The organism is Nocardia higoensis NBRC 100133 (assembly GCF_000308595.1).
GTDB classification, from domain to species: domain Bacteria; phylum Actinomycetota; class Actinomycetes; order Mycobacteriales; family Mycobacteriaceae; genus Nocardia; species Nocardia higoensis.
The window spans coordinates 75,998-102,810 of the sequence record NZ_BAGA01000070.1; the positions used below are offsets into that span (position 1 = coordinate 75,998).

At 67.1% G+C, this 26,813-nt stretch carries 27 protein-coding genes; 11 read left to right on the top strand and 16 right to left on the bottom strand.

What is annotated here, in order from left to right:
• The 5 genes from ON26_RS09940 (at position 1) to ON26_RS09960 (ending at position 5,164) form a co-directional block, all read left to right on the top strand.
• Positions 1-1,197: a thiolase family protein gene (locus tag ON26_RS09940; RefSeq protein WP_040795739.1), complete on the top strand. Its 1,197-nt coding sequence runs from the start codon at positions 1-3 to the stop codon at positions 1,195-1,197.
• Complete coding sequence (locus ON26_RS09945; protein ID WP_040795740.1) at positions 1,197-2,426, top strand: acetyl-CoA hydrolase/transferase family protein; 1,230 nt, start codon at positions 1,197-1,199, stop codon at positions 2,424-2,426. The genes ON26_RS09940 and ON26_RS09945 overlap by 1 nt, the downstream gene beginning before the upstream one ends.
• Positions 2,427-2,506: 80 nt before the next feature.
• Positions 2,507-3,265 carry an SDR family NAD(P)-dependent oxidoreductase gene (locus tag ON26_RS09950; protein ID WP_040795741.1) on the top strand — a complete coding sequence of 253 codons (759 nt, stop codon included), beginning with the start codon at positions 2,507-2,509 and terminating at the stop codon, positions 3,263-3,265.
• A complete protein-coding gene (gene menB, locus ON26_RS09955) occupies positions 3,262-4,104 on the top strand; it encodes a 1,4-dihydroxy-2-naphthoyl-CoA synthase (RefSeq protein WP_040795742.1) in 843 nt (280 codons plus the stop codon). Before ON26_RS09950 ends, menB begins: the two co-directional genes overlap by 4 nt.
• A gap of 16 nt (positions 4,105-4,120) precedes the next feature.
• The gene (locus tag ON26_RS09960; protein ID WP_040795743.1) at positions 4,121-5,164 is read left to right on the top strand and encodes an LLM class flavin-dependent oxidoreductase; all 1,044 of its coding nucleotides are present in this window, start codon (positions 4,121-4,123) and stop codon (positions 5,162-5,164) included.
• A 37-nt stretch (positions 5,165-5,201) separates the two neighbouring features.
• On the opposite strand, the gene ON26_RS09965 is transcribed toward ON26_RS09960, so the two are convergent.
• The gene (locus tag ON26_RS09965) at positions 5,202-5,918 is read right to left on the bottom strand and encodes a FadR/GntR family transcriptional regulator (protein WP_040795839.1); all 717 of its coding nucleotides are present in this window, start codon (positions 5,916-5,918) and stop codon (positions 5,202-5,204) included.
• Positions 5,919-6,158: 240 nt separating this feature from the next.
• On the opposite strand from ON26_RS09965, the gene ON26_RS09970 reads away from it, so the two are divergent.
• The 5 genes from ON26_RS09970 to ON26_RS09990 are packed head-to-tail and all read left to right on the top strand — an operon-like array spanning position 6,159 to position 10,728.
• On the top strand, positions 6,159-6,941 hold the full coding sequence (locus tag ON26_RS09970) for an enoyl-CoA hydratase/isomerase family protein (RefSeq protein WP_040795744.1): 783 nt from the start codon (positions 6,159-6,161) through the stop codon (positions 6,939-6,941).
• Positions 6,942-6,958: 17 nt separating this feature from the next.
• Positions 6,959-7,768 carry an enoyl-CoA hydratase/isomerase family protein gene (locus ON26_RS09975; protein WP_040795745.1) on the top strand — a complete coding sequence of 270 codons (810 nt, stop codon included), beginning with the start codon at positions 6,959-6,961 and terminating at the stop codon, positions 7,766-7,768.
• Positions 7,769-7,801: 33 nt separating this feature from the next.
• Positions 7,802-8,614, top strand: a complete 813-nt coding sequence (locus ON26_RS09980; protein WP_040795746.1) for an enoyl-CoA hydratase/isomerase family protein — start codon at positions 7,802-7,804, stop codon at positions 8,612-8,614.
• Positions 8,615-8,619: 5 nt separating this feature from the next.
• Positions 8,620-9,663 carry a phosphotransferase family protein gene (locus ON26_RS09985; protein WP_040795840.1) on the top strand — a complete coding sequence of 348 codons (1,044 nt, stop codon included), beginning with the start codon at positions 8,620-8,622 and terminating at the stop codon, positions 9,661-9,663.
• A gap of 33 nt (positions 9,664-9,696) precedes the next feature.
• A complete protein-coding gene (locus tag ON26_RS09990; protein ID WP_040795747.1) occupies positions 9,697-10,728 on the top strand; it encodes an Rv3169 family protein in 1,032 nt (343 codons plus the stop codon).
• A gap of 65 nt (positions 10,729-10,793) precedes the next feature.
• Here ON26_RS09990 and ON26_RS09995 read toward each other — a convergent pair whose 3' ends face one another.
• From ON26_RS09995 to ON26_RS10055, 13 genes are all read right to left on the bottom strand, one after another.
• Entirely contained in the window at positions 10,794-11,693 is a 900-nt protein-coding gene (locus ON26_RS09995; protein WP_040795748.1) for an SDR family oxidoreductase, read from the bottom strand.
• Between the two features lie 189 nt (positions 11,694-11,882).
• Positions 11,883-12,677, bottom strand: coding sequence for an enoyl-CoA hydratase-related protein (locus ON26_RS10000; protein WP_040795749.1), 795 nt, complete (start codon positions 12,675-12,677; stop codon positions 11,883-11,885).
• A 253-nt stretch (positions 12,678-12,930) separates the two neighbouring features.
• Positions 12,931-13,920, bottom strand: coding sequence for an ABC transporter ATP-binding protein (locus ON26_RS10005; protein WP_040795750.1), 990 nt, complete (start codon positions 13,918-13,920; stop codon positions 12,931-12,933).
• Between the two features lie 39 nt (positions 13,921-13,959).
• Positions 13,960-14,517 carry a hypothetical protein gene (locus ON26_RS10010; protein WP_051026888.1) on the bottom strand — a complete coding sequence of 186 codons (558 nt, stop codon included), beginning with the start codon at positions 14,515-14,517 and terminating at the stop codon, positions 13,960-13,962.
• Positions 14,514-15,122: an Rv1363c family protein gene (locus ON26_RS10015; protein WP_040795751.1), complete on the bottom strand. Its 609-nt coding sequence runs from the start codon at positions 15,120-15,122 to the stop codon at positions 14,514-14,516. Before ON26_RS10015 ends, ON26_RS10010 begins: the two co-directional genes overlap by 4 nt.
• Complete coding sequence (locus ON26_RS10020) at positions 15,098-16,531, bottom strand: MCE family protein (RefSeq protein ID WP_051026890.1); 1,434 nt, start codon at positions 16,529-16,531, stop codon at positions 15,098-15,100. The genes ON26_RS10015 and ON26_RS10020 overlap by 25 nt, the downstream gene beginning before the upstream one ends.
• Positions 16,531-17,622, bottom strand: a complete 1,092-nt coding sequence (locus tag ON26_RS10025; protein WP_040795753.1) for an MCE family protein — start codon at positions 17,620-17,622, stop codon at positions 16,531-16,533. Before ON26_RS10025 ends, ON26_RS10020 begins: the two co-directional genes overlap by 1 nt.
• Complete coding sequence (locus ON26_RS10030) at positions 17,619-18,791, bottom strand: MCE family protein (protein WP_083883982.1); 1,173 nt, start codon at positions 18,789-18,791, stop codon at positions 17,619-17,621. The genes ON26_RS10025 and ON26_RS10030 overlap by 4 nt, the downstream gene beginning before the upstream one ends.
• Positions 18,788-19,795 (bottom strand): MCE family protein, encoded by a 1,008-nt coding sequence (locus ON26_RS10035; RefSeq protein ID WP_040795755.1) that lies wholly within the window; start codon positions 19,793-19,795, stop codon positions 18,788-18,790. Before ON26_RS10035 ends, ON26_RS10030 begins: the two co-directional genes overlap by 4 nt.
• Entirely contained in the window at positions 19,795-20,802 is a 1,008-nt protein-coding gene (locus ON26_RS10040; protein WP_040795842.1) for an MCE family protein, read from the bottom strand. Before ON26_RS10040 ends, ON26_RS10035 begins: the two co-directional genes overlap by 1 nt.
• Positions 20,799-21,962 (bottom strand): MCE family protein, encoded by a 1,164-nt coding sequence (locus ON26_RS10045; protein ID WP_040795756.1) that lies wholly within the window; start codon positions 21,960-21,962, stop codon positions 20,799-20,801. The genes ON26_RS10040 and ON26_RS10045 overlap by 4 nt, the downstream gene beginning before the upstream one ends.
• Entirely contained in the window at positions 21,962-22,783 is an 822-nt protein-coding gene (locus tag ON26_RS10050) for an MlaE family ABC transporter permease (RefSeq protein ID WP_245545793.1), read from the bottom strand. Before ON26_RS10050 ends, ON26_RS10045 begins: the two co-directional genes overlap by 1 nt.
• A 69-nt stretch (positions 22,784-22,852) precedes the next feature.
• Positions 22,853-23,620 carry an MlaE family ABC transporter permease gene (locus ON26_RS10055; RefSeq protein ID WP_040795757.1) on the bottom strand — a complete coding sequence of 256 codons (768 nt, stop codon included), beginning with the start codon at positions 23,618-23,620 and terminating at the stop codon, positions 22,853-22,855.
• 439 nt (positions 23,621-24,059) lie between these two features.
• On the opposite strand from ON26_RS10055, the gene ON26_RS10060 reads away from it, so the two are divergent.
• Positions 24,060-24,383 carry a 2Fe-2S iron-sulfur cluster-binding protein gene (locus ON26_RS10060; RefSeq protein ID WP_040795758.1) on the top strand — a complete coding sequence of 108 codons (324 nt, stop codon included), beginning with the start codon at positions 24,060-24,062 and terminating at the stop codon, positions 24,381-24,383.
• 1 nt (position 24,384) lies between these two features.
• Here ON26_RS10060 and ON26_RS34180 read toward each other — a convergent pair whose 3' ends face one another.
• Entirely contained in the window at positions 24,385-25,485 is a 1,101-nt protein-coding gene (locus tag ON26_RS34180; protein WP_040795759.1) for a helix-turn-helix transcriptional regulator, read from the bottom strand.
• Positions 25,482-26,621, bottom strand: coding sequence for a LuxR C-terminal-related transcriptional regulator (locus tag ON26_RS10070; RefSeq protein WP_083883985.1), 1,140 nt, complete (start codon positions 26,619-26,621; stop codon positions 25,482-25,484). Before ON26_RS10070 ends, ON26_RS34180 begins: the two co-directional genes overlap by 4 nt.
• Between the last annotated feature and the right edge of the window lie 192 nt (positions 26,622-26,813).

Genomic DNA, 26,813 nt, shown 5'->3' on the forward strand with positions numbered 1-26,813 from the left:
ATGAGCCGAGTTTCCGGACCTTTCGCGAACGCGGGCCGTGAGGTGGTGATCGCCGAGGCGGTTCGCACTCCGATCGGCAAGTCACACCCGGAGAAGGGATGGTTCCGCGATACCCATCCCAACGCCATGCTTGCCGCCTGCTACCAGGACCTCGTCGCGCGCACGGGCATCGACCCGGCTGTGGTGGAGGATCTGGTCATCGGGTGCACCGCTCCCTTCGGCGAGCAGTCCCGCAATATCGGGCGCAATGCCTGGCTCCAGGCGGGCTACCCCGCCGAGGTTCCGGCCACCACACTGGACCGGCGCTGCGGATCGGCGCAGACCGCGGTGAACTTCGCGGCCGCGCTCGTCGCGTCGGGCGTGCACGACATCGTCATCGCCGGTGGTGTCGAGCACATGGGGCACGTGCCGATGAACTCCCCGGTCGCGATCAGCGAGCTGTACGGCGAACCGTGGCCTGCCGAGCTCCGGGCGCGCTACGACTTCGTCTCTCAGGGCGAGAGCGCTGAGCTGATCGCCGATCGCTGGGGCATCTCGCGCACCGAGATGGACGAGTTCGCGGTGCGGTCCCATCGCCTGGCCGCCGAAGCGGTCGGCGCGGGACGGTTCACCGACGAGATGGTGCGGATGGAACTGGACGGTGAGATCCGCACGGGCGATCAGTGCATCCGGCCCGGAACGTCCCTGGAGACGCTGGGCAAGCTCGCACCGGTGTTCCGCCCCGACCACGGGCGCGTCACCGCGGGCAGCTCCAGCCCGATCTGTGACAGCGCCGCCGCGGTGCTGCTGTGTACGCGGGAGGCCGCCGAACGGTACGGACTGCGGGTGCGGGCGCGTATCGCCGATCAGACCACGGTCGGCGTCGATCCGATCATCATGCTCACCGGGCCGATCCCGGCCACGCACAAGCTGCTCGATCGCAACGGTCTCACCGTCGACGACATCGACCTCTTCGAGGTCAACGAAGCCTTCTCCTCGGTCGTGCTGGCCTGGCAGCGGGAACTGAAGCCGGACGAGAACCGGGTGAACGTCAACGGCGGCGCGATCGCGCTCGGGCACGCAGTCGGCGCCACCGGCGCGCGGCTGATCGCGTCGATCCTGCGCGAGATGGAGCGTCGCGACAGCGCGCTCGGCTTGGTCACCATGTGCTGCGGCGGCGGACTGGGCACCGGCACGCTGCTCGAGCGGGTGGATTGATGGTGAATTTCGGCGAGCTGATCCGGCCGGGCGCCGGGGTGTGGTGGAGCCAGGCCGCCGCCGAGCCACGCCCCTTGGTCGACCAGCTGCTGGCGCAGGCGGACGCGCTCGGACCGCTGCGATTGTTCACCGGGCTCAGCTGGAACGATCAACTGGCGCAATCGTTCTCGTCGGCCGACACGATGGTTTCCTACGGTGGTCTCGGTGCGCTCCGCGAGCTGGGCGCGACCGATCAGCTCGAGGTGGTTCCCTGCCACTACTCGGCGCTGCCGCGGATGTTCGGCGAGCGGCGACTGCCGTGCGATGCGGGGCTCATCCAGGTGGCGCCGCCGGATCGGGACGGCTTGTGCTCGATGGGCATCGGTGTCGACTACATGGCCGATGCACTCGAGCACACGCCGGTGCTGATCGCCGAGATCAACGCGCAGATGCCGGTGGTTCCGGGTTCGCCCCGCATTCCCGTGGAGCGCTTCGCAGCCACGATCAGTACCGATAGGCCGCTGCAGGAGGAGAACCGCCGTCCGGCCGGCGAGCCGGACCTGGCGATCGCCGGGTACATCGCCGAACTGATCGAAGACGGCGACACCGTCCAGGTCGGCATCGGCTCGCTCGGAGCGGCCGTCCACGATGCGCTCTCCGGGCATCGCGACCTGGGCGTACACACCGGCATGATCACCGACGGTGTGCTGGAATTGATCGACAAGGGCGTGGTCACCGGGGCGCGTAAGCAGATCGATGCGGGACGGGTGGTGGCCGGTACCGCTCTCGGCTCGTCCGAGCTGTACGGGCGGCTCCCGGAATTGCCGGTGCTGTTCCGGCCGACCAGTTACACCCATGCGCCGCAGGTGCTCTCGCAGCTGTCGTCTCTGGTCGCGGTGAACTTCGCGATCGAGGTCGACCTGACCGGGCAGGTGGGGGCGGAGATGAGCCGCGGGACATACCTGGGAGCGGTCGGTGGCCAGGTCGATTTCGCGCGGGCGGCCGCGCTGACCGGCAAGCGGTCCATCATCGCGCTCCGCTCGACGGTGCGCGGACGCTCGTCACTCAAGGCGACCCTCGACGAGGGGGTCGTCACGACCGCGCGTGCCGACGTCGACTGCGTCGTCACCGAACACGGGATCGCGCACCTGCGCGGCCAACCGCTGGCCGAACGCCGGCGCCGCCTCATCGCTGTCGCCGCACCGGAATTTCGCGACGACCTCACCCGCGCTGCGCGTGCCGCAGCGTGACTGCACCAAGGACAGACCGAAGACAGCAGGGTGCGGGCAGCCGCGCCTGAGGACTGATCACTATCGAAAGGATCGACATCATGAGCAACCGAGTCGCACTCGTCACCGGTGGCGCGCAGGGCATCGGCGAAGGAATCTCGCGCAAACTGGCCGCGGTGGGCTTCCGGGTCGCCGTGGCCGACCTGAATCTGGAGGCCGCCCAGCAGACTGCGAAGGAGATCGAAGCGGCGGGCGGTGCGGCCGTGGCCATTTCCGTCGATGTCACCGACACCGCATCGGTGCGCGCCGCGGTGGAGCAGGTCACCACCGAACTCGGCCCGATCGAGGTCGTCGTCAACAACGCCGGCTGGGACGATTTCATGAAGTTCCTCGACACCGACGAGGCCTTCTGGGACAAGATCCTCGAGATCAACTTCAAGGGTGCGCTGCGGGTCAACCATTCCGTGGTGCCGGGCATGATCGAGCGCGGATTCGGCCGTGTGATCAACATCGGGTCGGACGCGGGACGGGTCGGTTCCTCGCTGGAGGCGGTCTACTCGGGCGCCAAGGGCGGCATCATCGCCTTCACCAAGACCCTGGCCCGGGAGGTCGCGACCAAGGGCGTGACCGTGAACACGGTGTGCCCCGGCCCGACCGACACTCCCGCGCTGCGCAAGTTCGCCGACAACTCCGGCCAGGACGCCGACAAGGTGATCGGCGGAATGACCCGCTCGGTGCCGATGAAGCGCCTCGCGCTGCCCGCCGATATCGCCGCGGCGGTCGCTTTCTTCGCCTCGGACGAGGCGGGCTACATCACAGGCCAGACGCTGTCGGTCAGCGGCGGCTTGACGATGGCATGAGCGCTGTCGACGTGGAGTGGACAACGGTCCGCCGCTACGAGGACGTCGAATACTCTCGCACCGAGGACGGCATCGCCCGGATCATGATCTGTCGGCCCGAGGTGCACAACGCCTTCCGGCCGCAGACCCTGGTCGAGATTTCGGACGCGCTGACCGATGCGCGGGAAGACCCCGAGATCGGCGTGATCGTACTGACCGGACAGGGCGACAAGGCGTTCTGTTCCGGCGGCGATCAGCGGGTGCGCGGCGACACCGGCTATCTGACCGACCCGGATCGCCCGGACGCGATAGGCCGTTTCCATGTGACCGATCTGCAGGTGCAGATCCGTCGGCTGCCCAAGCCTGTGGTCGCCATGGTCGCCGGATACGCGATCGGTGGCGGACATGTGCTGCAGATCGTTTGTGACCTGACGATCGCCGCCGACAACGCCCGTCTCGGCCAGGTCGGCCCACAGGTGGGCTCCTTCGACGGCGGATTCGGCGCGGGATTACTCGCGAACATGGTCGGGGCACGCAAGGCCAAAGAGATCTGGTTCCTGTGCCGGCAGTACGACGCGGCCGAAGCCCTCGAGATGGGACTGGTCAACACCGTCGTGCCGCTGGCACAGTTGGAGGCGGAGACGGTGGCCTGGTGTCGGCGGATGATGGAGCTCTCGCCGATGGCGCTGCGCCTGATGAAGGCGAGCTTCCATGCGGCCGAGGACGGCCTGGCCGGCATCCAGCAACTGGCACACGACACCAACCTCCTCTTCTATGCCACCGAGGAGGCGAAGGAAGGGCGCGAGGCATTCAAGGCCAAGCGCACGCCGCGGTTCGACCGATTCCCCCGCCGGGCATGACGAGAGGTTTCTCCAGGTGACGACCTTCGGTGTGAACGCGTTCGGTGTCGGCCGGGGCAGGCAGCGATTCGAGTCGATGGCCGAACTGGCGCGCGAAGCCGAGGAGATCGGGTGCGCTGCGGTGTGGACGAGCGAGCTCTACAGCCGCTCGGCCACCATCCCGATGGCGGCTATCGCGGCGGGCACGAGCACCATTGCCATCGGTTCCAATATCGCCTACGGAGTCGGGCGCAGCCCGCTGATGTGGGCGGCCGAGGCGCGCGACCTCGACGAACTGTCCGGTGGCCGGATCATTCTCGGGCTCGGAAACGGCACTCCGACGATGATGAATGCCTGGCACGGGGTCAATGGGGAAGCGCCCGCGGCCCGGATGGCCGAACTGCTGACCGTGCTCAAGGCGCTGTGGCGCTTACACGAGGGGCCGGTGCATCACGACGGCCGGTTCTATCAGGTGCACGTGGTGCCGACGGCCGAGGTGCCCGAGCCGGTGCGGCCGGAGATACCGATCTGGATCGCCGGGGTCAATCCGCTGATGCTTCGGACTGCCGGGCAGTACGCCGACGGGTTGATCGGCCATCCGATGTTCACCGCGGAGTACGTGGGTGGTCCGGTGGCCGAGCAGCTCGCGGCGGGCGCTGCTCGCGCGGGGCGCGATCCGGGCACGGTAACGGTGATGGGCATCCGCATGTGCGCGCTCGATGAGGACGTCGATATCGCTCGCAGGCAAGCTGCTTACGCCATCGGGCAGTACGCCGCCTCCCACGTCTACGACCGGCTGTTCGAACTGCATGGATGGAGTGCGCATCAGCAGCGCATCCGGCAGGCGGCTCGCGAACGCGACCACGATGCACTCATCGGCGCGGTTACCGACGAGATGATCGACACCATCGCCATCGCCTGCCGACCGGACGATTTCCCCGCGGCGCTCGCCCGCATTCCGGCGGGCTTCGATCACCTCGACCTCATCGCGCCGCCGTGGGGGCTGACCGACGCGCAGACCCGGGTCACCAATACCGCGATTCTCGCCGGTCTGCGGCAGCACTTGGCCGCTACGGTCTGACCGGGGGGACGGGCACATCTGCCCGTCCTGTCGGTCCTCAGGAGGCGCCGAGATCGATCTCGGTGCGCTGCTCGACCTGGACCACGGCCTCGGCGTAGCCGTGCACGTGCTTGTTCATCCGGCGCGTCGCTACGGCGGGATCGCCGGCCCTGATCGCGTCGGTGATCGTCTTGTGGGCCCGGTAGGTCGTCTTGCGCACGTCGTCGTCGACGAACGCTTGGTTCTCGGTCGAGCTGTAGATGGCCTTCGACAGCGCGGTCATGAATCCGGTGAGCAGCTCGTTGTGGCTTGCGGTCGCGACCGCGAGGTGCCACTCCACGTTGGCCTGCAGGAAGTCCTCGAGCGGCAGCGTGAGATCTCCGATGGCGATATTGGCGGCATCGAGCGCGGCGAGATCCTCTTCGGTGCGGTACTTGGCCGCCAGGCCGGCGCAGGCGGGCTCGATCGCCTCCCGGGTCTCCAGCAGAGCGGTCAGCCGCAACTGCTGGCCGCGGATCAGCAAGCTGACCGAGGTGGCGACGGAGTCGCCGCCGGGCTGCTGCACGAAGGCGCCACCGGAGCGGCCGGTCTTGATCACGATGAGGCCCTGTACCTCGAGGATCCGCAGCGCCTCACGGACGGTGGTGCGGCTCATCTGGGTCTGGACGACCAGTTCACGTTCCGGCGGCAGGGCGGTGCCGGAGGGGAATTCGCCGCGCAGGATACGCTCGCGCAGTTCGTTGGCGAGGACGTCGGATGCCTTGGGTACCTGCATCGGTTGCAACCGGACCGGCTGGCGCGCCGTCATGCCAGGCGAGGGCGACTCGACCATTACCACCTGCTTTCTGCATTTGGTCTTACCTAAATCTACCAGGTGGTAGGCCAGGGAAGCGACTTGACATGCAACTATACTTTTGGTCATACCAAAATAATGGTTGACTCAAACTTCGGTCGAGTCTAGTTTGCAGGGAGGGAAGGCCGGCGACCGGCGAGGATTCAGCGAGATGAGGGCGACATGACGGACCGGGCCGCAGAGGTGGTCACGTGGGAGACCGTGCAACCGGGAATCACCGTGGTACGGATGCAGCGTCCACCGGCCAATGCGCTGGGTGTGCCGCTGCTCGAGGGGCTGCACGCCGCGATGGACGCCGCGGAGAAGGCGGGAGATGTCAAGGTGATGGTGATCGCCTCGGCGCTGCCGAAATACTTCGCGGCCGGTGCCGATATCAAACATCTGTCGTCGATCGATGCGGCAGCGTTCACCGCTTACGGCGACCTCATGCGCCAAGTCAACGATCGGCTTGCGGCCGCGCCCTGGATCTCGGTCGCCGCGGTCGACGGCGCCGCTCTCGGCGGCGGGCTGGAACTCGCGATGGCGGCCACCCTGCGCGTGGCGGGAGCCGGCGCCCGGTTCGGACTGCCCGAGGTCAAGCTCGGTCTCATCCCCGGCGCAGGCGGAACCCAACGCCTGCCTCGCCTGGTCGGCCGGGGTAGGGCGCTCGACATCATGCTCACAGCGCGCCAGGTCGGCGCGGAGGAGGCCTATCGGATCGGATTGGCCGACCGGCTGACCGACGGCGACGTTCTCGACGCCGCACTGGAGCTCGCTGTCGAGTTGCTCGGCCCGTCGCTGCCCGCGCAGCTGGCGGTGATCCGCACAGTGGACGCTGCCGGTGACCTTCCGCTGGCGGAGGGTGCCCGTTATGAGGTCGAGCAGATCCAGTCACTGTTCGAGGAGGGGGAGGCGGCCGAGGGCATCACCGCTTTCGTCGAAAAGCGCACCCCCGATTTCCGCTGATCGCAGAGGAGACTGTTGTGAAGACACTGGACGATGGATTCGAGACGCTGCTCGTGGAGGAAGTGCGGCCGGGAATCGTGGTGGTGACGCTGAATCGGCCCGACCGCTACAACGCGATGACCAACACCATGTTCGTCGAACTGGAGCGCCTCGCCTGGGGGCTGGAATCCGAAGACAGCTGCCGCGTCGTGGTGCTGACCGGCGCGGGCCGGGCGTTCTGCTCGGGCTACGACCTCGCCGACGCCGACGCCCTGCCGAATCTGGGTGCGCTCGGCATGCTCGACCAACAGGAGCGCGCCGCCCGTGCGCTGAGCGCGATCCGTTCGCTGCGCGTTCCGGTCATCGCAGCTGTGAACGGGCCGGCCGCCGGGGGTGGGCTCGCGCTGGCGCTCGCGGCGGACATCAGACTCGCAGGCCGTGCGGCCAAGTTCAACGCGGCGTTTGTGCGCATCGGGCTGTCCGCCGGTGATCTCGGCACCTCCTGGCTGCTGACGCGGCTGATCGGCCCGGCCAAGACCAGCGAGATCTGCTTCACCGGACGGATCGTGGAGGCACAGGAGGCGGGCGAGCTCGGCATCGTCAATTCGGTGCACGAGGACGATGTGGTCGCCGCGGCGCTGGCGCTGGCCGAGCAGATCGTCGCGAATTCGCCCGGTGGCGTGCAGCTGTCCAAGCGCGCCCTGCAGGCCAACCTCGAGGTCGGCTCCTATGCCACCGCCCTCGAACTCGAGAACCGGGGACAGGCGCTACTCACCCGCAGCCCGGATATGGCCGAGGCGTTGAACGCGTTCAAGGAAAAGCGTGTTCCGCAGTTCCAGGGCAACTGAAACCTCCCGCGACACCAGCAGACAGGCTGCGACATGACCATCGATTTCCCCGCACTCGAGACGCTGACCTTCGAGGAGGCCGAACCGGGAATCGGGATACTACGGATCAACCGTCCGGACCGCATGAACTCCCAGACGGTGCGAATGTTCCACGAATATCTGGCGGCGGGCCGGGCACTGCGCGACAGCGGCTTGCGCGCGCTGATCGTCACCGGGGCCGGTGAGCGTGCGTTCTGCGCCGGCTTCGACCTCGACGAGATCCATGTCATCACCGAGATGGGGGTGCGGGAATTCCTGAAGTTCCAGGAGGTCGCGACCGGAGGCATCCAGTCGATCCGGCATCTGCCCTTCCCCGTGATCGCCGCCGTCCACGGTCCGGCCACCGGCGGTGGGCTGGCGCTGGCGTTGGCGTGCGACATCCGCATGGCGGCGCCGACGCTGAAGATGAGCGCCGCATTCGTGAAGGTCGGCCTGTCCATCGGCGAGCTGGGCACCTCGTTCAACCTCGCCCGGCTGGTGGGTCCGGCCCGGGCGGCCGAGATCGGTTACACCGGCCGCATCGTCGAGGCCGAGGAGGCCTTGCGCATCGGACTGGTCAATCATGTGTTCCCCGCCGACCAGTTGCTGACCGAGTCGCTGGCGATGGCCCGCACGATCGCGAAGAATTCACCCGGCGGTGTGCGGATGTCCAAGCGTGCCATCCAACGCAATGCCGAGATCGGTTCCTATGAGGCAGCACTCGAGCTGGAGAACCGTGGCCAAGCGCTGCTGACCCGGACCGATGACATGCCCGAAGCGCTGGCGGCCTTCAAGGAGAAGCGCCTGCCCGAGTTCACCGGCCGGTGACCGCGTTGGCTTGGGACTGGACCTCGCAGACGCGCGGCGATCTGGCGCGATTCCTCGCAGACCGCGGAATCCTTGATGGCCCGATCACCACCAGGGCTATCGGCGACGGCCACTCCAATCTGACCTTCCTCGTCGGTGACGGTACCCGGCAGGTGATCGTGCGCCGCCCGCCGCCGCCGCCGATTCCGCCCGGCGCGAACGACATGCTGCGCGAGGCGAAGCTGCTCACCGCGTTGCACTCGACAGCGGTGCCGGTGCCGGAGGTGCTCGCCGTCGCCGAGCAGGGCGAGGTGCTCGACGTCCCGTTCTACGTGATGAGTTTCGCGCGTGGCCCGGTGGTCACCAGCTGCACTCCCGCACCACTGGACACACCCGAACAGCGTCAGGCCGTGGGCAACGACCTGGTCGACACCCTCGCCGCGTTGCACGCCGTCGATTGGCGCGCCACAGGTCTGGAACGCATGGGGCGACCCGAGGGCTTCAATGCCAGGCACCTGCAGCGGATGCGCCGGCTGGTAGCCGACGACAACGGTGATCCGCCAGCGGAATTCGCCGATATCGATGCCTGGCTCGTGGCGAATACGCCACCGGAGTCGGGAGCGACGCTGGTGCACTGCGACTTCCGCATCGGCAATGTCGTGCTGGCTCCGGACACGCCCGGCCGTGTCGCGGCCGTTCTCGACTGGGAACTCGCCACTATCGGTGATCCACTGCTGGACGTGGGCTATCTGCTCGCCACGGTTCCTGAGCCGGGGCGACCGATGAACCCCACTGCCGAACTCGGCGCCGCGATGCTCGAGCCCGGATATCCGTCCAAAGACGAACTGGCGCAGCGCTACAGCGTCCGCACCGGCCGCGACCTCACGAACGTCGCCTGGTACACGACGCTGGCGCTGTGGAAGCTGGCCGTGCTCTACGAGTACAGCCGCCGCCGGGTGCTCGACGGCATCGGTGACCCCTACTACGCCGATCCCGGACTGGTCCGGCGTTTCCTCGACGACGCCCGCCGCAGCGCGGGTATCGCGGAGGCCGACACAGTCCGCCGGTAGCCCCGCGGGCGCATTCCACAACAAGGAGCATTCATGGCGATCACCCGAGAAGCGGCGGGAACCTTCCACGACCCCCTGGTCGGCCCGGACGAAACCGGCCTTCCCGATGGGTTCTTCGACCGGCTCATGTTCAACCTGCATCCCGTCGACGCGTTGGCGCCATCGCTGATCACCGGCTTCGGCATCTACCCTGGCAAGGACACCTCCGACGGGTTCGTCGTCGTCTCCGACCGCGCCGAGCAGCGCAACCTGCGGTTCTCGACGGTGCTCGGCGTCGGCGGCCGCGCCGGGGCCGGACCACTGCGGGTGGAGGTCGTCGAACCGAACCGGGAGTGGCGGCTGCGCCTGGCGCCCAACGAGATCGACGTCGAGTTCGATCTCACCTGGCGCGCGCGGACCCCCGCCTGGTTCGGCACGATCGCGGTCACCAACGCTTCCACGCAACGCACCTCCTTCGATCATCTCTTCCAATCCGGGCGGTACCAGGGCACCCTCACCATCGACGGCGCCGGCACCCGGGTGGACGGCTGGTACGGGCAGCGGGATCGTTCCCGCGGGGTGCGGACCATGTCCGGCGGTCAGGGCCTGCACATCTGGTATCAGGCGCAGTTCCCGGAGTTCGCCGTCGGCTTCCTGCTCGTCGAGACCCGCACACACGAGCGGCTGCTGCTCGAAGGGGCGATCATGGCAGAAGACGGCACCCTCGACCCGATCATCGATGTGCGGCACGCGCTCGAGTTCACCGACGGTCTGGACCTGATCGGCGGACAGGTCGAAGTGCGTACCGCCTCGGGGCGCAGGCATCTGATGCACGCCGACGCCGGTGTCGGCGGCGGTTACATGGCAGGCGCCGGATACGGTGGGCACCACGGGATCTCGCACGGGCTCGACCACATCGAGTCCGACCGCTACCCGCTGGACGGCTCGATCTCGCCGCGCACCCTGGACTCGGCGTTGACCGACCGGCTGTGCGCCTTCGATCTGGACGGGGTGGCCGGGGTGGGCATTTTCGAGTTCGCGCTCTCGCGCAGCAACTCCTACCGTTACCAGCCGTCGCTGCGCTGAAATCGGCAGACGAAAAGGGGCGCATCCGATCGAATCGGATGCGCCCCTTCTTCGTGGTCGCCTGTTCACACCGTCCGCTGGGCCTTGCTGGCCTCGGATGCCGCCTTGCTGGTTTCCTTGATCTGCTGCCAGTCGGCATCGGTGAGCGAGTTGAGTCCGGCGAACGTGCCCGGTCCGGCCAGCATCTGACCGCCATCCATGGCGATGGTCTGGCCGGTCAGATAGTCGCACGCGTCCGAGAGCAGGAACATGGTGAGATTGGCCAGTTCCTCGATGGTTCCGGTGCGCCCGGCCGGGATCTGGTCGGCCTGGGTGGCGCCCACCGAACTCTTGTCGGTGGGATTGAGCATCTCCCAGGCGTAGTCGGTGGGGATCGGCCCCGGGGCGACGGCGTTGACACGGATTCCGTACTTGGCCCACTCGACAGCCAGTGACATGGTCATCGAGTGCACGGCCGCTTTGGCCATCGCCGAAGGTACGACGAAGGCTGAACCGGTCCACACCCAGGTAGTGAGGGTGGACAGCACACTGCCGCGCAGGCCTTCGGCGATCCAGCGCTTGCCTGCGGCGTGAGTGGTGTGGAACGAACCGTTCATCACGGTGCCGGTGATCGCGGAGAAGGCGCGCGGGCTCAGGTCCTTGGTCTGGGCGATGAAGTTGGCCGCGGCGTTGTTGAGAACACCGGTCAGCGGGCCGTGCTCGGCCCAGATCCGGCCCATCGTCTCGTCGACGTTATCGTAGTCACGCACGTCGACGGTGTGATAGTGCACGGTTCCGGCACGTCCGCCCGAAGCTTCCTCCGCTGCTTCGGCCAGCACGGCCGCGCGGCGGCCCCAAAGGTGCACCTGCGCGCCGTGCTCGACCAGATGCCGGGCGACCCCGCGGCCGAGGCCGGTGCCACCGCCGGTGATCAGGATGCTCTTGCCGGACAGCAGATCCGAGGAGAATGTCGAGTGGGGGGTCATCGTGTACCTCGTTGTTCGATGCGGTAAGCCGGTGAACCGGTCACAGGCGGATGGTCTCGGCGATGGAGAGCGAACCCCTTCCGGAGGCGACACTCGTCGACGTGATCGGCCCCGCTGTCGCCGTACTCCTCGGGCAGCGAGACGCCCACCGCCGCCGCGAACCCACGCTGCTCCGAGGAGTGCCGCACCCTACTTGCCCCGGTAGGGCGAGAAGTCGGGCTTACGCTTCTCGTTGAAGGCGGTGATTCCTTCCCGCGCTTCGGGGGTTTCGCCGAAGATCTCGAGCGTCGAGTAGGCCATGGTGCCGATGCTGACGAAGTGCTCGGTGTCGGTGTTCATGGACTGCTTGAGCACCTTGAGCGCGGTGGGGGAGAAATCGAGCATCTGATCGGCCCAGGCGCGGACCTCCGCCTTCAAGTCGGCGGCGGGCACCACCTTGTTGACCAGGCCCCACTCCAGTGCTTCCTGCGCCGAGAGGCGGCGCAGCATGAACCAGATCTCGCGGGCGCGCTTCTCGCCGACGACGCGGGCGAGGTAGCCGGAGCCGAGGCCGGCGTCGAACGAGCCGACGCGCGGGCCGTTCTGACCGAACTGCGCGGTATCGGCGGCGATAGTCAGGTCGCACAGCACATGCAGCACGTGGCCGCCGCCGATGGCCAGGCCGTTGACCGCGGCGATCACCGGCTTGGGGGTGTCCCGGATGACCCGATGCAGGGCTTCGACCTCGAACAGGCCGCTGGCGGACGGGCCGTAGTCACCGGTCTCCATGCGCTGCTTCTGGTCGCCACCGGCGCAGAAGGCCTTGTCGCCCGCGCCGGTCAGCGCGACCACGCCGACCTCACTGCTTGCCCACGCCCGCTTGAAGGCGAGCACCAGCTCGTCGACGGTCTGCGCCCGGAACGCGTTGTACCGCTCCGGCCGATTGATGGTGATCCAAGCCAGTCCGTTGTCGACCTCGTAGGTGATGTCGGTGAATTCGGCCATGGGACTTCGGTCCTTCCTGCGCTGAGCAGCCTGTCGGATTATGGTCATTAGGACTGACCATTTGCATAACAGTAGCGTTTCTCGGACTTTCGATCAACAGCCCGGTGCCCTGCCCGGCCATGGGGTCCGATATCTGTATCTGGGCGGTCCATTACTCTCGAGGCCTGCGGCATAGGTGGGTTACGCCGCGAGAGATCGGCGAGTTTCGAGTACGACCGCTGCCGGAGCATGCACCGGGTGCGTGGCCGGTGAACTACGCGACCGGACGGTCGATGAGATCCTCGAGATCTTTCGGCAGGGCGTGGGGCGGTAGTGTGTCGAGCATGCTTCGGAGCCGGTCCTTGCGTCGGACCACGGCTTTTCGTTCCGGCATGCCGGGGGTGGCTGTCATCTGCGGCACGATGCCGGTGATCGTCTCGACACCGCCGACGTGGTGACCAGCATCGGCGAGCGCCTGCTCGTATGCCATCCGGGCGTCGTCCTTCTCTTCCGACATCCCGATAGGGCCGAGCATACGGCCGTTGAGGAACTGCTGGACGACCGGTTCATCGCTGGTCAGCAGCAGTTCCCTGGGCCCGAACATCACCAGCCGGCCGCGGAAGAGCATGCCGATGTTGTCCGGCACGGTCCGCGCCAGGTTGATGTTGTGCGACACGATCAGGAACGTGGCATCGATCTGGGCATTGATGTCGAGGAAGAGCTGACTGATGTAGCTGGTCCGGACCGGATCGAGTCCGGAGTCCGGCTCGTCGACCAGAATGATCTGTGGATCGAGAACCAGTGCGCGGGCCAGGCCCGCGCGCTTTCGCATACCGCCGGAGATCTCCCCGGGGAGCTTGGCCTCGGCTCCCGTGAGACCGGTCATCTCGAGCTTTTCCAGCACGAGCCGCCGGATCTCGGACTCCGTCTTGCGGGTGTGCTCTCGCAGCGGGAAGGCGACGTTGTCGAAGAGATCCATGGATCCGAACAGGGCGCCGTCTTGGAACAACACGCCGAACAGCTGTCGGATGTCGTAGAGCTCCCGGTGCGAGCACCGCGTGATATCGACTCCGTCGATGACGATGGAGCCCTCTTCGGGTCGGATGAGACCGACCAGTGACTTGAGGAAGACCGACTTGCCCGTGCCCGAGGGGCCGAGCAGGGCGCTGACCTCGCCTGCGGGGAGCTCGAGCGTCAGGTCGCGCCAAATGGTCTGACTGCCGAAGGATTTTGTGAGGTTGGTTACCGAGACTGCGATGCCCATGATGTGGTCCTCATCGGTGAAGGTCGGTCGGTGCGGAGGTCAGATGGGCTCGATGCCCGAGATCTGCCATCCTGCGGGCTCGTTGATCAAATGCACCCGGATGCGGCTGCCGTCGAGTCGCGGGTCCGGCGATTCGGAGTTGGTGGTCGTCTGGTTGACGAACATCAGAACGGTGACGTGCTCTGGTGTCGCGAGAACCAGGCCCGATTCCACGATCTGCGCGGTGGTGACGGTGTGCCGATCCTTCGCGGTCGGGATGATCTGTTCCTCGGCGAGCGTGCGGAACTCGTCCCGGAAGTCTCCGGTCAGAGCGTCGTAGTGCGCGGGAAGTTGTTCCTCGACAGTGGTGTGGTCGTATGTCAGGAGTGCGGGAATGGTGCGGCGTGCGGTTTCGAGGGCTTCCTGTCCCGCTTGCGTGACCGCTGTTTCGTTCGTCAGGGTGACGACGGTCCATCCGGCAGTGGCAGCGGTGGCTGCGGCCAGCAGCGTCGCGGCCGGGAGCCGAAGGCGGACCTGCTGGGGCGTCCAGGTGTGCACGGCTCCGGAGAAGCGCCGCCAGAGGCGTTCCGGGAGGGTGAGCAGGGTGCGGTAGGTCATGAGACGAACTCCACGTTCGAGACGAGCCAGGTTCCGGAGGACGATTCCAGCGTCACCTTCATGCGGTAGACCCGCGGTTGTCCTTCCGGAGCTTCCGTGTTCTTCACTGTCGAGACCACCGCGGCCAGGGTGGTGGCCTTCGTGTCGTCGACGTCGAGCAGCGCGACTTCCTCGGCGTGACCGGTGGATTCGACCTTTCCTTGTTCCAACACGGTGGTGAAGGTCGCGCCGGTTCCGGTGAACTGGTCCCGGAATGTGCCGGTCGTGCCCTCGGCGATCCGCTGGACATCGGCGGCTGCGGTATCGTGCCGAAGGCTGACGAGGTCGGCCACCACCTTCCGGGTGGCGGCGATGACGGCGGCGTCCCGGTCGGCGTCCCGCTGGGCGGCATGTACCCGGACTCCCGCGATACCGCCGACGATCGCGGCGACGATGGTGACGACCAGACACGCCAGGAGTGCGGCCGGGACCGCGGGCCGTCGACCGGGCGCTTCGGCGCCGTCGGCGCCTGCTTGCTGTGCCGAATCATCCACGACGCCAGGGACTTCGGCCGCAGCGGTGTCCGGGCCGTCGTCGGCCTCTACTTCAGAAACAGTGCGTGCCATGCGGGCTCCTTCGGGTTCGCGGCGCCGGACGGGGCCAGGGTGTGGACGGTGTAGGCGGCGCCGTCGGCGGTGTGGAAGCGTCCGGTGATCGGTTCGTACGGTGCTGTGAACAGGGGTTCGAATGCCGACGCCGGCTCGGCTGGAGGCGGCTGCTGTGGGTCCGGCGTGGGCGGCGCGATCGGTACCGGCTGCTGACCCGGCCGGGCCAGCATCTGCGGCCATTGCGAGGGTGGCCCCCCGGGGCAGTTCGCGATGTCGGCGGTGCGCACACTCGGATCGGTGGCACAGGGCAGGTTGCGCGCGCCACGGGCGACCCGGCTGTCGGTCTGCGGGAGTTTGCAGTAGGCATCCGCGGGCGCCGGCGCGTAGCCGGTCTCGCTCGGATCGCGGCGCTGTGTCTCCTGATAGCCCTCGGTGCAGGTCATCGGATTGCCGGTGTTCAGCAGTTTCACGTCCAGAGGGCCCTGACCGGACAGCCGGTCGCCGGGATCCTGGAACCCACGGTGCATGTAGTTGACGGCCGAGGACAGCGCCGGGTAGACCACCAGCAGATGCCGTAGCCCGGGTGCGTTGACGCGCAGCACCTCACCGGACGTCTGCAGGTTCATCAACAGCAGCGGCAGGGTCGGCGTGATCTGCTGCAGGGTGCCGGTCGCGCTGTCGAAGAAACGCGGCCCGTCGGTGACGACCGCACGCAACTGCTCGTCGTTCATGACCAGCTGATCGGTGAAGGACGCGAGATCGGTTGCGGCCGACTGGATCGCCGGGCCGGAGTCGCTCAGCGCCTGAAGTACCGGCTCGACAGTGGTGACCAGTGCGACGGTCTGCCCCAGGTGGCTGCGGGCGTTCTGCACGAGGGCGGCCGAGGCGGCGAGCGCGCGGTTGAGGGCGTCGCCGGTCCCGCCGAGAGCGGCCGACGTCTCGTCGACGGTGGTCCGCAGCGAATCGGTGGGTACGGTCTGCAGCAGCGAATTGATCTCGGCGACAACGGTGGCCGTCGGGATGGGCACCCGGGTCCGGTCCGGGCCCAGCGTGTCGCCGTCGGCGAGGAACGGCTCCGTGCTCGTCCTCGGCACGAGGTCGACGTACTGTTCGCCCACCGCGGAGACGCTGCGCAGGATCGCCTCGGAGTCCGCGGGCACACGATGGTCCGAGCCGATTTGGAGTTCGGCCACCGCACCCGAGGGCCCGAGCGAGAGTCCGTTCACCACTCCGATGTCGACGCCGCGGTAGGTGACCAGCGCGTTGACGTAGAGTCCCGCCGCGTCGGCGAACTCCGCGCGCACGATATAGGTGCCGATCTGGGTGTATCGCTGCACCCCGGCGTACTTCACCGCGCTGAACGCGACGGCGAGCACAGCGACCACCGCGAAGATCGACAGCTGAACGCGGATCGTGGTCGACAGCATCAGTTCGGGCTCCCGTCGTGTGCCGGTGCGGGGGTGAGCGGCGCAACGAGTGGATCGACGGCGTGGCGGAGCGGGAAAATGCCCGGGATGCTGGGCAGGACCTTGCCGGTGATCGCCTGCGGGCTCACATCGAGTGTCAGGAAGAGGTTGAGGTAGTCGCCGAGAACACCGCGGTCGGTGGTCATCACCGGGAACGGGATCGTCAGGGCGATCTTCAGGGCTTCCGGGAGGTCGGCTCCGGCGGCCGCGAGCTGATTCAGGACCGGGGCGAGCTGAGCCAGGTCGTCCTTCAGGTCCGCCTTGCCCGAGCTGAGCACCTCGGTCGCCATGTCGCCGAATCGCCCGACCGCGGTGAGCATCTCGGTCAGCCGCTGCTGCTGCTGATCGAGGACCTCCAGCGCCGGCTGGATCGCGACGATGCCGCGGTCGATGGTCGCCGACTGCCGGGCGAGTTCGTCGCCGAGCCTGCTCATGCTGTCGATGGCGCGGACGATGTCATCGCGTTGTCCATCGAGTCCGGCGACGAATTGCCCGAGGTCGCCGATCAAGCCTCGCAGGGATTGCTCGCGGCCCCCGAGCACCAGGTTGACCTCGTCGGTGATGGTCTGCAGTTGCTCGAGGCCTGCCCCGTTGAGGACCAGCGACAGCGCCGACAGCACCTCTTCGACCGAGGCGTACTGGCTGGTGCGCTCGCGCGGGATAACGCTGCCTGCGACGAGCCGGCCGATCGGTTCCTCGTCCGGCGGGACCGCGAGTTCGATGTACTGAGCACCCAGGACGCTGGTCTGAGCCAGGCGGGCCGCCACATTGGCGGGAAGTTCGGCCTCCGAGTCCAGCGTGAGCGCGACCCGGGCGTGCCAGCCGTCGTTCTCGATCCGGTCGATGTTGCCGACGGTGACATTGCCCGCCTTGACCGGGGAGTTGCCCACCAGATTCTGGGCGTCGGCCAGCTCCACCACGACGGGGTATCCCTCGCCGGTGCCATTGCCCGGCAGCGGGATCGAATTGATTCCGTCGAACGTGCAGCCCGATGCGCAGATGATCACAGCCCCGGCCGCGACGGTCGTGACGGTGCGGATGCCTGGTCTCATCGGTGCCCTCCAGGGGTGAAGATGTCCTGCAGGCCGGGGATCATGATGCCCTGCGCGGCCGGGGTCGGTGCCGGCCCTTGGGGAGCGGGCAGTGCCGCCGCGGCGAGCTGACCTGCCAGGGCCTCGGTGGCGCGAGCGCATTCGCCGGTGGGTGCGTCGACGGTGGTGAGCAGCGCGCAGATGAGTGACTGTGGATCGATCGCGTCCGGTATAGCCAACGCACCGGTCAGCGAGTTCGAGTCGGGGTCGTAGATGTTGTAGAAATCCGACAGTGCGGTCGGTCCGGCGTGCAGGATCTGGGCCAGGGTGTCGATGCGGTCGACGAGCAGCCGGGTGAGCCGCGCCGCGTCCGCTGTGTTCGTGCTCAACGCATCACGGTTCTCGTCCAGGAAGGCGGTTACGGTGGCGAAGGTCTGCTGCATGCTGACCAGCAGGGCGTCGAGTTCGGTTCGGTTGCCGCTGAGCATATTCGAGACCGAGGCCAGTTCGGTGGCGAAGCGGCGAACGTGATCGTCGACGGCGGCGACGGCCGTCGTGACGGTCTGCAGATTCTCGACGGTGGCGAACAGGTCGGCACCGCCGGCGTCCAGGGTGCGCGCGGCGTCGGAGAGATTCGTCAGTGCCGTGTTCAGCGCCTGGCCGTTGCCGCCCACTGTGACCGCGGTGGCGTCGAGGAAGGAGTTGAGTGCGCCCGCCTCCTCGGCGCCGCCGGGTCCGATCTCGCGGCTCAACTCGACGAGCTGTTTCTTCGTCTCGTCGAATTCGATCGGCGCGGCGGTGCGCTCCATCGGGATGGTGGCGCCGTCCGACAGACGCGGGCCGCCGGTGTAGGCGGGCACCAGCTGGATGTATCGCCCGGTGACGAGCGTGGGTGCCACGATCACCGCGCGGGCGTCGGCGGGTACCGGGTGTGTGCCGTCGAACTCGAATTCGACGGCGACGCTGTCGGGTCCGGGCCGGATCGCGGTCACTTCGCCGACCGGCACGCCGAGGATCGTCACCCGGTCGCCCACGTAAAGCCCCGGCGCGCTGCGGTATTCGGCGGTGATCCGGAAATCCGGCTCGTACTCGAGCCAAGTCGCGGTGGCCCCGGTGATCGCCACGACGGCGGTGAGCAGGGCCAGTAGTTTCGGTGGTCGCCGCAGCGACATACGGCCGAGGTTTTTCATCGCGTGCCCCCTGGACTGCCGGGAATCTGGCCTGCCAGATTCGCTGGGACGATGTTGTGCAGTAGAACGCCGAAGAACGGGCCGCTCGCGACCGCTTCGCCGACCTGGGTGGTGAACCGCTGGAGCCCGATGAGGATGCTGTTGAGGTTGTCGTAGTTGTTGTTCAGCGTGGTGATCAAGGCGTGCAGTTGATCCAGGGTCGGCTTCAGGGTCGCGGCGTTGTCCTCGGCGATCCCGGTGAGCGCGTCGGCCACCTGCTCTGCTTGGACGAGGATCCGGTGGATGGTGGCGGCTCGGGTGTCGAGCGCCGCCAGTAGTCCGCTGCCGTGCTCGAAGAGCGCGATGACCTGCTGGTTGCGTTCGGCGAGGATGGCGCTTACCCCCTCGGCGCTGTCCAGCAGTTGCCGAATTCCAGCGTCACGTGACGCTATAGAGTTCGACAACCGGGAGAGGCCGTCGATGGTGGCCTCGAGGTCTTCGGGCAGCTCCTCTTGCAGTGCGCTCAACTGGTCGAGGGTCGCGGCCAGATTCGGCTTGTCGGTCTGCGCGATCTCGCCGGTGGCTTCCTGTAGTGACCGGGCGATGTCGTAGCCGGAGGTGGTGCGGGCCAGCGGGATGAGTGCTCCGTCGTCCAGATCCCCCGAACCGCGGGGGGCGAGCTCGATGAACCGCCTGCCCAGGACCGTCTCCACCTTGATCGTCGCGGTCGTTTCGTCGCCGAGGGCGGGATGGTCGCCGATGACATCGAACTCGACATCGACCTCGGTGCCGGCGAGTTCGATCGCCCGGACTTCGCCCACCGGCACTCCGGAGATCTGCACCGAGTCACCAACGGCGAGACCACTCGCATCGGCGAATTCGGCATGCACCGTGATGCCTCGGCCGAGGACAGGGACGGACTCGAGGTTCAGGGCCAGAACCAGGGCGCCGACAATGAGTAGCGTGCCGGTGACGCCGAGGCGCACCCGGTCCAGCGTCAGGAACGAGCGGTGTTTGGCTGCCATCACTTGCACCTGTCTGCGGGAGAAGTGAACATCGGGGTCTGGCCGTCGACGCCGGGGCCGTAGCGAATGGCCAGCCCGCAGACGAAGAAGTTGACGAAGCTGCCGTAACCGGCCACTCGGCCGATCAGCCGGTAGGTCTCCGGCAACCGGGCGAGGACCAGGTTCAGCGTGTCGGTGCGTGCGTTGAGGCCGGCGGCCAGGTGGCCGAGTCCCTCGATGTCGCTGCGCAGGTCGGCGCGGCTGTCCAGGAGCAGATCGCTCATCTCGGCGGTGAGACCGTCGACCCGGTCCAGGGCCGAGGTGATGATCGCGCTGTCGGCGTCGAGCCCTTCGAGCAACTGCGACAGCGAGACCAGCAGCTGATCGAATGCATCCCCGCGCTGTTGCACGGTATTCAGGACGACGGTGAAGTTGTCGATCACCGCACCGATTGCGGCGTCACGATCAGCGAGCGTGGTGGTGATCGTGCCGGCACGGCGGACGATGTCCGCCACCGCAGAATGCTGTCCGTTGAGGACCTGCACGAGAGAACGGGCCATGCGGTTGGTCTCTTCGGGGTCGAGCCCCTGCAGCAGCGGCCGGAATCCGTTGACGACCTGGTCGAGGTCCAGCGCGGGGGTGGTCTGCGAGACCGGGATCCGGCCGTCGGACAGCGGCCGACTGTCGCCCTCGCCCTCGGACAGGTCGAGGTATCGGTCGCCGATGAGGTTCTTGTAGCGGATGGCGGCAGTGGTCGCGGTCGTCAGCGGCCGCCGGGTCGACAGGTCGAAGGTGACCAGCGCGTGCCCGTCGTCGTGGAGTCGAACCGATTCCACCTTGCCCAGCGGTACGCCCGCCACCCGCACGTCCGAGCCGTTGGACAATCCGGAGGCGTTGGTGAACACCGCCGAGTAGCTCGTCGTCGGCCCGAACCGCATATTGCCGGCGACTGTGGCTACCCCGAGACCGGCCACGGTGGTGACCACCATGAACGTGAGCAGCTTCGCCGAGGTCGTCAACATTCTCATCGCCATCCTCCGAACAACAACTCCGCCAACGGGTTTCCGATGTAGTCCGTCGGGTCGGTGACCGGGTGGTATGCGTTGCTTCCGTCGTCGAACCGCACGTGGCCGGGGGGCTCGTCGCCGGTTTCGTAGCAGCTCGGAGCGTTGTCGAGGCCGGTCCGCGGCAGATTCACCGATGGCCGGTACGGCGGGTCACCCATCAGCAGCGTGCCCAGGATGTTCAGCCCGGGCCGGCCGCTGCCGCTGTTCGTGTTCTCCAGCAGTGCGTTGGTCGTGGCCAGATCGGCCAGGAAGCACGGGTAGATCGGGGCGAACTCGCTCAGTACGGCGGTGGGGGAGTTGAGTGCGGCCGCCGCCGCTCGCAGTGGCTCGCCGCTGGTCGCGAACAGGTCGGCGCCGCTGTTGCCGAACGCGGTGAAGCTGAGCAGGAATGCGCTGAGCTCCGTTTGCTGTTCGGTGATGGTGTCGCTGGTCGTGCTGAGCCGGTCGACGGTGGTGAGCAGATCCGGTGCGGCCGCGGCCAGCGCGTCTGCGGCGTCCCCGGCTGCCCGCATGTCCCGCTGGAGCGTGTCCAGGTGCGGATTGAACTCCCCGAGGAACGCACGCAGGTCGTCCACGAGCCGGCCGACTTCCGGACCGCGGGTGCGCAGGCTCGCAGTGACCGCGTCCACCGTGGATTTCAGTTTGTCCACCTCGATGGTGCGCAGCACGGTGACCAGTGCTTCGAGCAGGTCGTCGACCTCGCTGGTCACGGTGGCCTCGGGGATCACCGCGCCATCGGCGATACCCCGGGCGCTTGTGCCCTCCGGCGCGGTGAGCACGACGAATTTGCGGCCGAACAGGGTGGTCGGGTCGATGGCGGCTCGGACATCGGAGGGGATGGCGGAGCTGTGCTCGGCCGAGAGGGTCATCGTGATGCGGGCCCGGCCATCGATGAACGTGAGGTCTTCGACGTGGCCCACCACGACCCCGTGCATCTTGACGTCGGAGCCCTGCTCGAGCAGCAGGCCGGATCGGTCCGCGTACAGGGTGATGCGGACCACGTCGGAGAAGCTGCCGCGGTAGATGCCGACGGAGAGCATGGTGACGGCCACTACCGTGAGCACGAAGGCGAGTCCGAGAGCGATGTTGACCCGGTCACCGAATTGGCGCAGATGTCCCATCAGCCGGCCACCTTCACCGCGCCGGAGGTACCGCCGTATACGGCGATGCCGACCAGCAGATTGATGACCATGATCGCGATGAGTGAGGTGCGGACCGCCCGCCCCACTGCGACGCCGACGCCGGCCGGTCCGCCCTGCGCGCGGTAGCCGTGGTAACAGTGCACACACATCACCACCACTGCCATGCAGAGCACTTTCACCAACGACCAGAGAACATCGCCCGGAATCAGAAAGACATCGAAGTAGTGCCCGTAGGTTCCTGACGCCTGTCCGGCCATCACCACGGTCACGAGCTGGGTGGCGGTGTAGCCGACGATCAGCGCGACGCAGTAGAGCGGGATCACGGCGATGACTCCCGCGGTGACGCGGGTCGCCACGAGGTATTGCAGGGAGGGGATGGCCATCGTCTCGATGGCGTCGATCTCCTCACTGACCCGCATCGCACCGAGCTGGGCGGTGAAGCCCGCGCCGACGGTGGCGGTGAGCGCGATGCCCGCGATGGCCGGAATAGCCTCCCGGGTATTGAAGAAGGCCGAGATGAATCCCGAGAGCGCGCCGATCCCGATGTGCCCCAACGAGGTGGTGCCCTGCTGGCCGACCTCGTATCCCACTGCCGCGGTGAGCATGGCGACGACCGCGAGTGTGCCTCCGATGGCGGCGAGTGCGCCGCTTCCCATGCTGACCTCGGCGAGCAACCGGATCACTTCTCTGCGGTAGTGCACCGACGCACGGGGTATCGCCAGGACCGTCTGGGCGTGGAACGATATCTGCTTGCCGAGTTCGGTCAGCGATCGGACAGGTGCGGCACCGAGATGTGCCACGCCTGCCACGGCCGGCGGCCGAGCTTGACGTCGGGGAGCTTGGGACACGACGAAATGCCTTTCTCGAGCTCAGTGCAATGCGATGGTCGTGATGATCGAATTCGCGAAGAACAGCAGTAGGAAGCTGAAGACGACGGTTTGGTTGACCGCGTCGCCGACGCTTTTCGGGCCGCCTTTCACGTGGAGCCCGAGGTGGCAGGCGACCAGGCCCGCCAGCAAGCCGAACACGGCAGCCTTGACTTCGCTGACCAGGAAGTCCGGCAGACCGGTCAGCACCGAGATGCTGGTGACGTACTGACCGGGCGAAGCGCCCTGCATGTAGACGGTGGCGATGAATCCGCCGACCAATCCGACTGCGGACACCAGTCCGTTCAGGAACATCGCCACGACGGTGGAGGCGACGACCCGGGGAACCACGAGCCGCTGGATGGGATCGATCCCCAGCACGTGCATCGCGTCGATTTCCTCGCGGATGGTGCGGGCCCCCAGATCGGCGCAGATCGCGGTCGAGCCTGCACCGGCAACGACGAGAACGGTGACGATGGGCCCGATTTCGCGGATGATGGCGACACCGGCGCCGGCACCGCTGAGGTCCACCGCGCCGACTTCGGCCAGCAGGATGTTGATCTCGTAGACGAACATCATGCAGAAGGGAATGGACATCAGGAGGGCGGGCATGATCGAGATGCCTGCGATGAACCATGCCTGCGTGATGAACTCCCCCCAGCGGAAGCGAGCTGTCACCAGGTATCGGAAGGTCTCGAGGGTGGTGGCGTAGAAATCGCCGATCGCTCGCAATGCGGTGCGGGCCGCAGCAGTTGGTCGGAATGCGCGCACTCCCGCGGTGGAATCGGCAACAGCCACGTCTCTCCTCTGTGCGTCGAGCCTGTGTTTTCGGGGAAACGATCGGCGGCAGGCGCGCGCTGTGGCGGCTGCGGAATCCGAAATGCCGGTGGAATGGCAACATTGGACGCGACGCGGAGAAGCCGTCGGGTGATAGCCGATCGAACTAAGAGCAAACTACGTGAGCCGGGTTACATCGGGTATCCCTCGATCGAGGGGGTCGGCGGACTCGATGAAGTGACAGGGCGGCGGCGTGTGCGCCTGTACTCCCCCCGTGGCGGTGGCGGAACGACCCGATCAGGTGATGCGGAAGGGTCTCGATGCCGACGAGACTTGTATCACATCGGCTCGGTCGAATGATGACCGGCGCTCTGGCGTCACGCGGCGACATCCGCACGCGTTCAACGAATCACAAGCTCGAGAGGGGAAATCCATGCCCGAGATCACCTATCGCCTGCCCGACGGCTCCGAGCGGGTTGTCGACGTTCCGGTCGGTATCACCATCATGGACGGCTCTGTCCGCAACAACCTGCCCGGCATCGTCGCCGAGTGCGGGGGCGGCTGCTCGTGCGCGACCTGCCATGTGCATCTGGACGAGGAGTGGCTCGACCACTTCGATGCGCCGACCGACGAGGAGCTCGACCTGCTCGAGTACAGCGAACAGTTCTGCCCGCGTTCACGATTGGCCTGCCAGCTCGTGGTCTCGGAGCGGTCGGGGGGAGTGGTGGTGACGATTCCGCCGGGCAACGGGGAGTGAATTATGCGGGGCGGGAGGGTATTCCCTTTCGCCCCGGAAGGTTTGCGGACGGTTCCGGTCGGCTCCGGTCCAGAAGCGCCAGAGAGATCGCTTCGGCTCGGTTGACGGCGCCGAGCTTGCGAAGCACTTTCTTGACGTGGGTTTTGACCGTCTCGACCGAGATCACCAGTTGTTCGGCGATTTGGGTGTTCGAGGCGCCTTCGATGATCAGCTCGAGCACCTCTGCCTCGCGGGCGGTGAGCCGTTCGGTCACCATGGGCTGCAACAGCGAATAGTCGGATTCCGGATCGGCGGTGATCGCCGGGGTCGAGCCGAAGTCGATCTCGGCACTCGATCCGCCCCAGGAGGCGGCGGTCAAGCGCTGCGCTGCCGTGCGCACGGTCTGTTCGTTCGCGCGCAGGCGTTCGGACCGGAGGATCCGCTCCAGCACCCGGCCGGCCATTGTCGCGACGAATTCTGCTGTCTCGGCGTCCGTCGAGGTGACGGTGAGGGGGGCGGCGACGTATGCGTGAAGCAATGCGACCGGTGTGTCCCCGACAGTCACGGGAGCGATCAGCGCATCGACCGCGCGCTTCGCGCGGTTCGTCGTGTCCGGGAACTCGGCTGCGACGACGAGAACCGGCTGACCCGAGCGGAGGCAGGCGTGCTCCGCATCGGACAGTGGCCGTGGCTTCGTGGCGTCCCGGTGCTTACCAGGAGATGCGACCATCCCGTCCTCGATAGAGAAGAAATCTGCGGACCGGAAGCCGAGATCGGTGGTGAACACCGCCCAGAGTTCACCTATCAGGCTGTCCACGGTAACAGCACCCCGGATGCGTTGTACCGACCGCGACACCGCCGAAATCCGGCGGTGCTGGGCGAGCCGGAGGGCTTCGACGGCCTGGGCGCGGGCCCGGAGACATTCGACGAGCTCGCGCGATCCATTGAGTCCGCCGCCATCCGGGTCCAGTGCCGCATCGAGGCTGGCGTCGGCGAGTTCGATCGCGGTGTGCAGGTACGCCGGCTCCTCGGGGGCGATCTCGAGCCCCGCTGTGCGGCGGAGTTCGCCGACAGCCGCGTTGAGCGCGGTCAGAGCGGTGACGGGATCGGTCGACACGTTCATTCGCTGATCTCGCGAGCGCGGGACATCCGGGTGTATGCGGCGACGGCGGCGGCTCGGGTCGAGGTGCCCAACTTCTTCGAGATCTGCTTGAGATGGCCCTTGACCGTTTCCTCCGCGATAACCAGATTCCTGGCGATCTGCGCATTGGTCGCACCCGTGGCCAGCTGAGCCAGCACTTCCCGCTCTCGGGCGGTCAACGACGACGCGGTCCCATGCCACGGCTGTTTCGGCGATCGTGCCGCCTCGGATTCGATCGGCTCCGTCTGTGGCCGCATTGTGTACCTAGCCTCGCGAAGCTCGGTCTCGAGTTCGGCGAAGACTTCTCGTGCCCGTTCTACCTGCTCGTCGATCCGGCGCTGCAGAACGGCGCCCTCGAGGCTGATCGACAGGCACTCGGCGAAAGCTTCGAGCAGTTCGAGATCATCGAGGGTGACATTGGCTCCCGACGAGGGGCGATCCGCATGCAGTAGCCCGATCGCGCGTCCACGGACGGTGACCGGGGCCGCGATGTATCCGGCCGAGCGTGAGACATCGACCAGCGGCTTGTGGGTCCGTCGGTCCTCGGCGGGGGTGTCGACCATCGCGGGAGCGCGTCGCCTGACCAGTTCTGTCTCCAGAGGCGCATCCCGCAGCAGAATGCGGGCGCCGTCGACGTACTCCCGGAAGGCGGTGTCGTTGGCGTCCTGGCCGTCTTCGACGTGCAGTCGCCGCGGTAACCACACCGAACCGCTGATAACCGAGACCATCGCCCTTCCCATGGAGAGAGCGCGACACACACGCACCGGCGCTGCGGCAAGCATGTCCTGGGAAGTGGCTCCCGCGAGGCCGATGATGCCGTTCCTGATCTCGGTCAGCGAGGACAGGCGGCGGTGCAGAGAGATGCCGATCTTCTCCTGCTGTAACCGGTGGATCGCGACCAGCTGCCGACATGCCTCGGCGCGTTGCCGGGGTCCGGTGGTTTCCGTCTCGATGAGCTGCTCGAGCGAGATGCGAGCGGCGCCCAGTGCGTCCCATACGGATGCGGCCGGATGGACGCCCCGGTTCTCCCCATACATCCGAGGGCACTGCCGTACGAGCTCCGCTGCCTGTCCGAGCAGCGTCTCATCGTCGTCGGTGAGTGGTGTCGTATCGAGCATGGCGGCCTCCTTCTGCGCTGCCGGGAACGCTGCCCTCCCCTCCGTGGTCTGGGCCGTATGAACCCGAGGCCCGGAACGAGATGCGCGTCACACTATATCCCACAATAATGGTTCAAAGGACCGACCTTTTGGTGGTGGGCCATCGGATGGGTCACTCCGACGGGGGACGGTCGGGGGGTTTCCGAGTGATTT

Coding starts and splice junctions, on each gene's coding strand:
- ON26_RS10045 (WP_040795756.1), bottom strand. CDS start 21,962: ATGGGACATCTGCGCCAATTCGGTGACCGGGTCAACATCGCTCTCGGA.
- ON26_RS10010 (WP_051026888.1), bottom strand. CDS start 14,517: ATGACCTACCGCACCCTGCTCACCCTCCCGGAACGCCTCTGGCGGCGC.
- ON26_RS10060 (WP_040795758.1), top strand. CDS start 24,060: ATGCCCGAGATCACCTATCGCCTGCCCGACGGCTCCGAGCGGGTTGTC.
- ON26_RS09990 (WP_040795747.1), top strand. CDS start 9,697: ATGGCGATCACCCGAGAAGCGGCGGGAACCTTCCACGACCCCCTGGTC.
- ON26_RS10035 (WP_040795755.1), bottom strand. CDS start 19,795: ATGGCAGCCAAACACCGCTCGTTCCTGACGCTGGACCGGGTGCGCCTC.
- ON26_RS09995 (WP_040795748.1), bottom strand. CDS start 11,693: ATGACCCCCCACTCGACATTCTCCTCGGATCTGCTGTCCGGCAAGAGC.
- ON26_RS09950 (WP_040795741.1), top strand. CDS start 2,507: ATGAGCAACCGAGTCGCACTCGTCACCGGTGGCGCGCAGGGCATCGGC.
- ON26_RS34180 (WP_040795759.1), bottom strand. CDS start 25,485: ATGAACGTGTCGACCGATCCCGTCACCGCTCTGACCGCGCTCAACGCG.
- ON26_RS10020 (WP_051026890.1), bottom strand. CDS start 16,531: ATGCTGTCGACCACGATCCGCGTTCAGCTGTCGATCTTCGCGGTGGTC.
- ON26_RS10000 (WP_040795749.1), bottom strand. CDS start 12,677: ATGGCCGAATTCACCGACATCACCTACGAGGTCGACAACGGACTGGCT.
- ON26_RS09970 (WP_040795744.1), top strand. CDS start 6,159: ATGACGGACCGGGCCGCAGAGGTGGTCACGTGGGAGACCGTGCAACCG.
- ON26_RS10040 (WP_040795842.1), bottom strand. CDS start 20,802: ATGAGAATGTTGACGACCTCGGCGAAGCTGCTCACGTTCATGGTGGTC.
- ON26_RS09980 (WP_040795746.1), top strand. CDS start 7,802: ATGACCATCGATTTCCCCGCACTCGAGACGCTGACCTTCGAGGAGGCC.
- ON26_RS09965 (WP_040795839.1), bottom strand. CDS start 5,918: ATGCAGGTACCCAAGGCATCCGACGTCCTCGCCAACGAACTGCGCGAG.
- menB (WP_040795742.1), top strand. CDS start 3,262: ATGAGCGCTGTCGACGTGGAGTGGACAACGGTCCGCCGCTACGAGGAC.
- ON26_RS09940 (WP_040795739.1), top strand. CDS start 1: ATGAGCCGAGTTTCCGGACCTTTCGCGAACGCGGGCCGTGAGGTGGTG.
- ON26_RS10025 (WP_040795753.1), bottom strand. CDS start 17,622: ATGAGACCAGGCATCCGCACCGTCACGACCGTCGCGGCCGGGGCTGTG.
- ON26_RS09945 (WP_040795740.1), top strand. CDS start 1,197: ATGGTGAATTTCGGCGAGCTGATCCGGCCGGGCGCCGGGGTGTGGTGG.
- ON26_RS10015 (WP_040795751.1), bottom strand. CDS start 15,122: ATGGCACGCACTGTTTCTGAAGTAGAGGCCGACGACGGCCCGGACACC.
- ON26_RS10005 (WP_040795750.1), bottom strand. CDS start 13,920: ATGGGCATCGCAGTCTCGGTAACCAACCTCACAAAATCCTTCGGCAGT.
- ON26_RS10030 (WP_083883982.1), bottom strand. CDS start 18,791: ATGAAAAACCTCGGCCGTATGTCGCTGCGGCGACCACCGAAACTACTG.
- ON26_RS10070 (WP_083883985.1), bottom strand. CDS start 26,621: ATGCTCGATACGACACCACTCACCGACGACGATGAGACGCTGCTCGGA.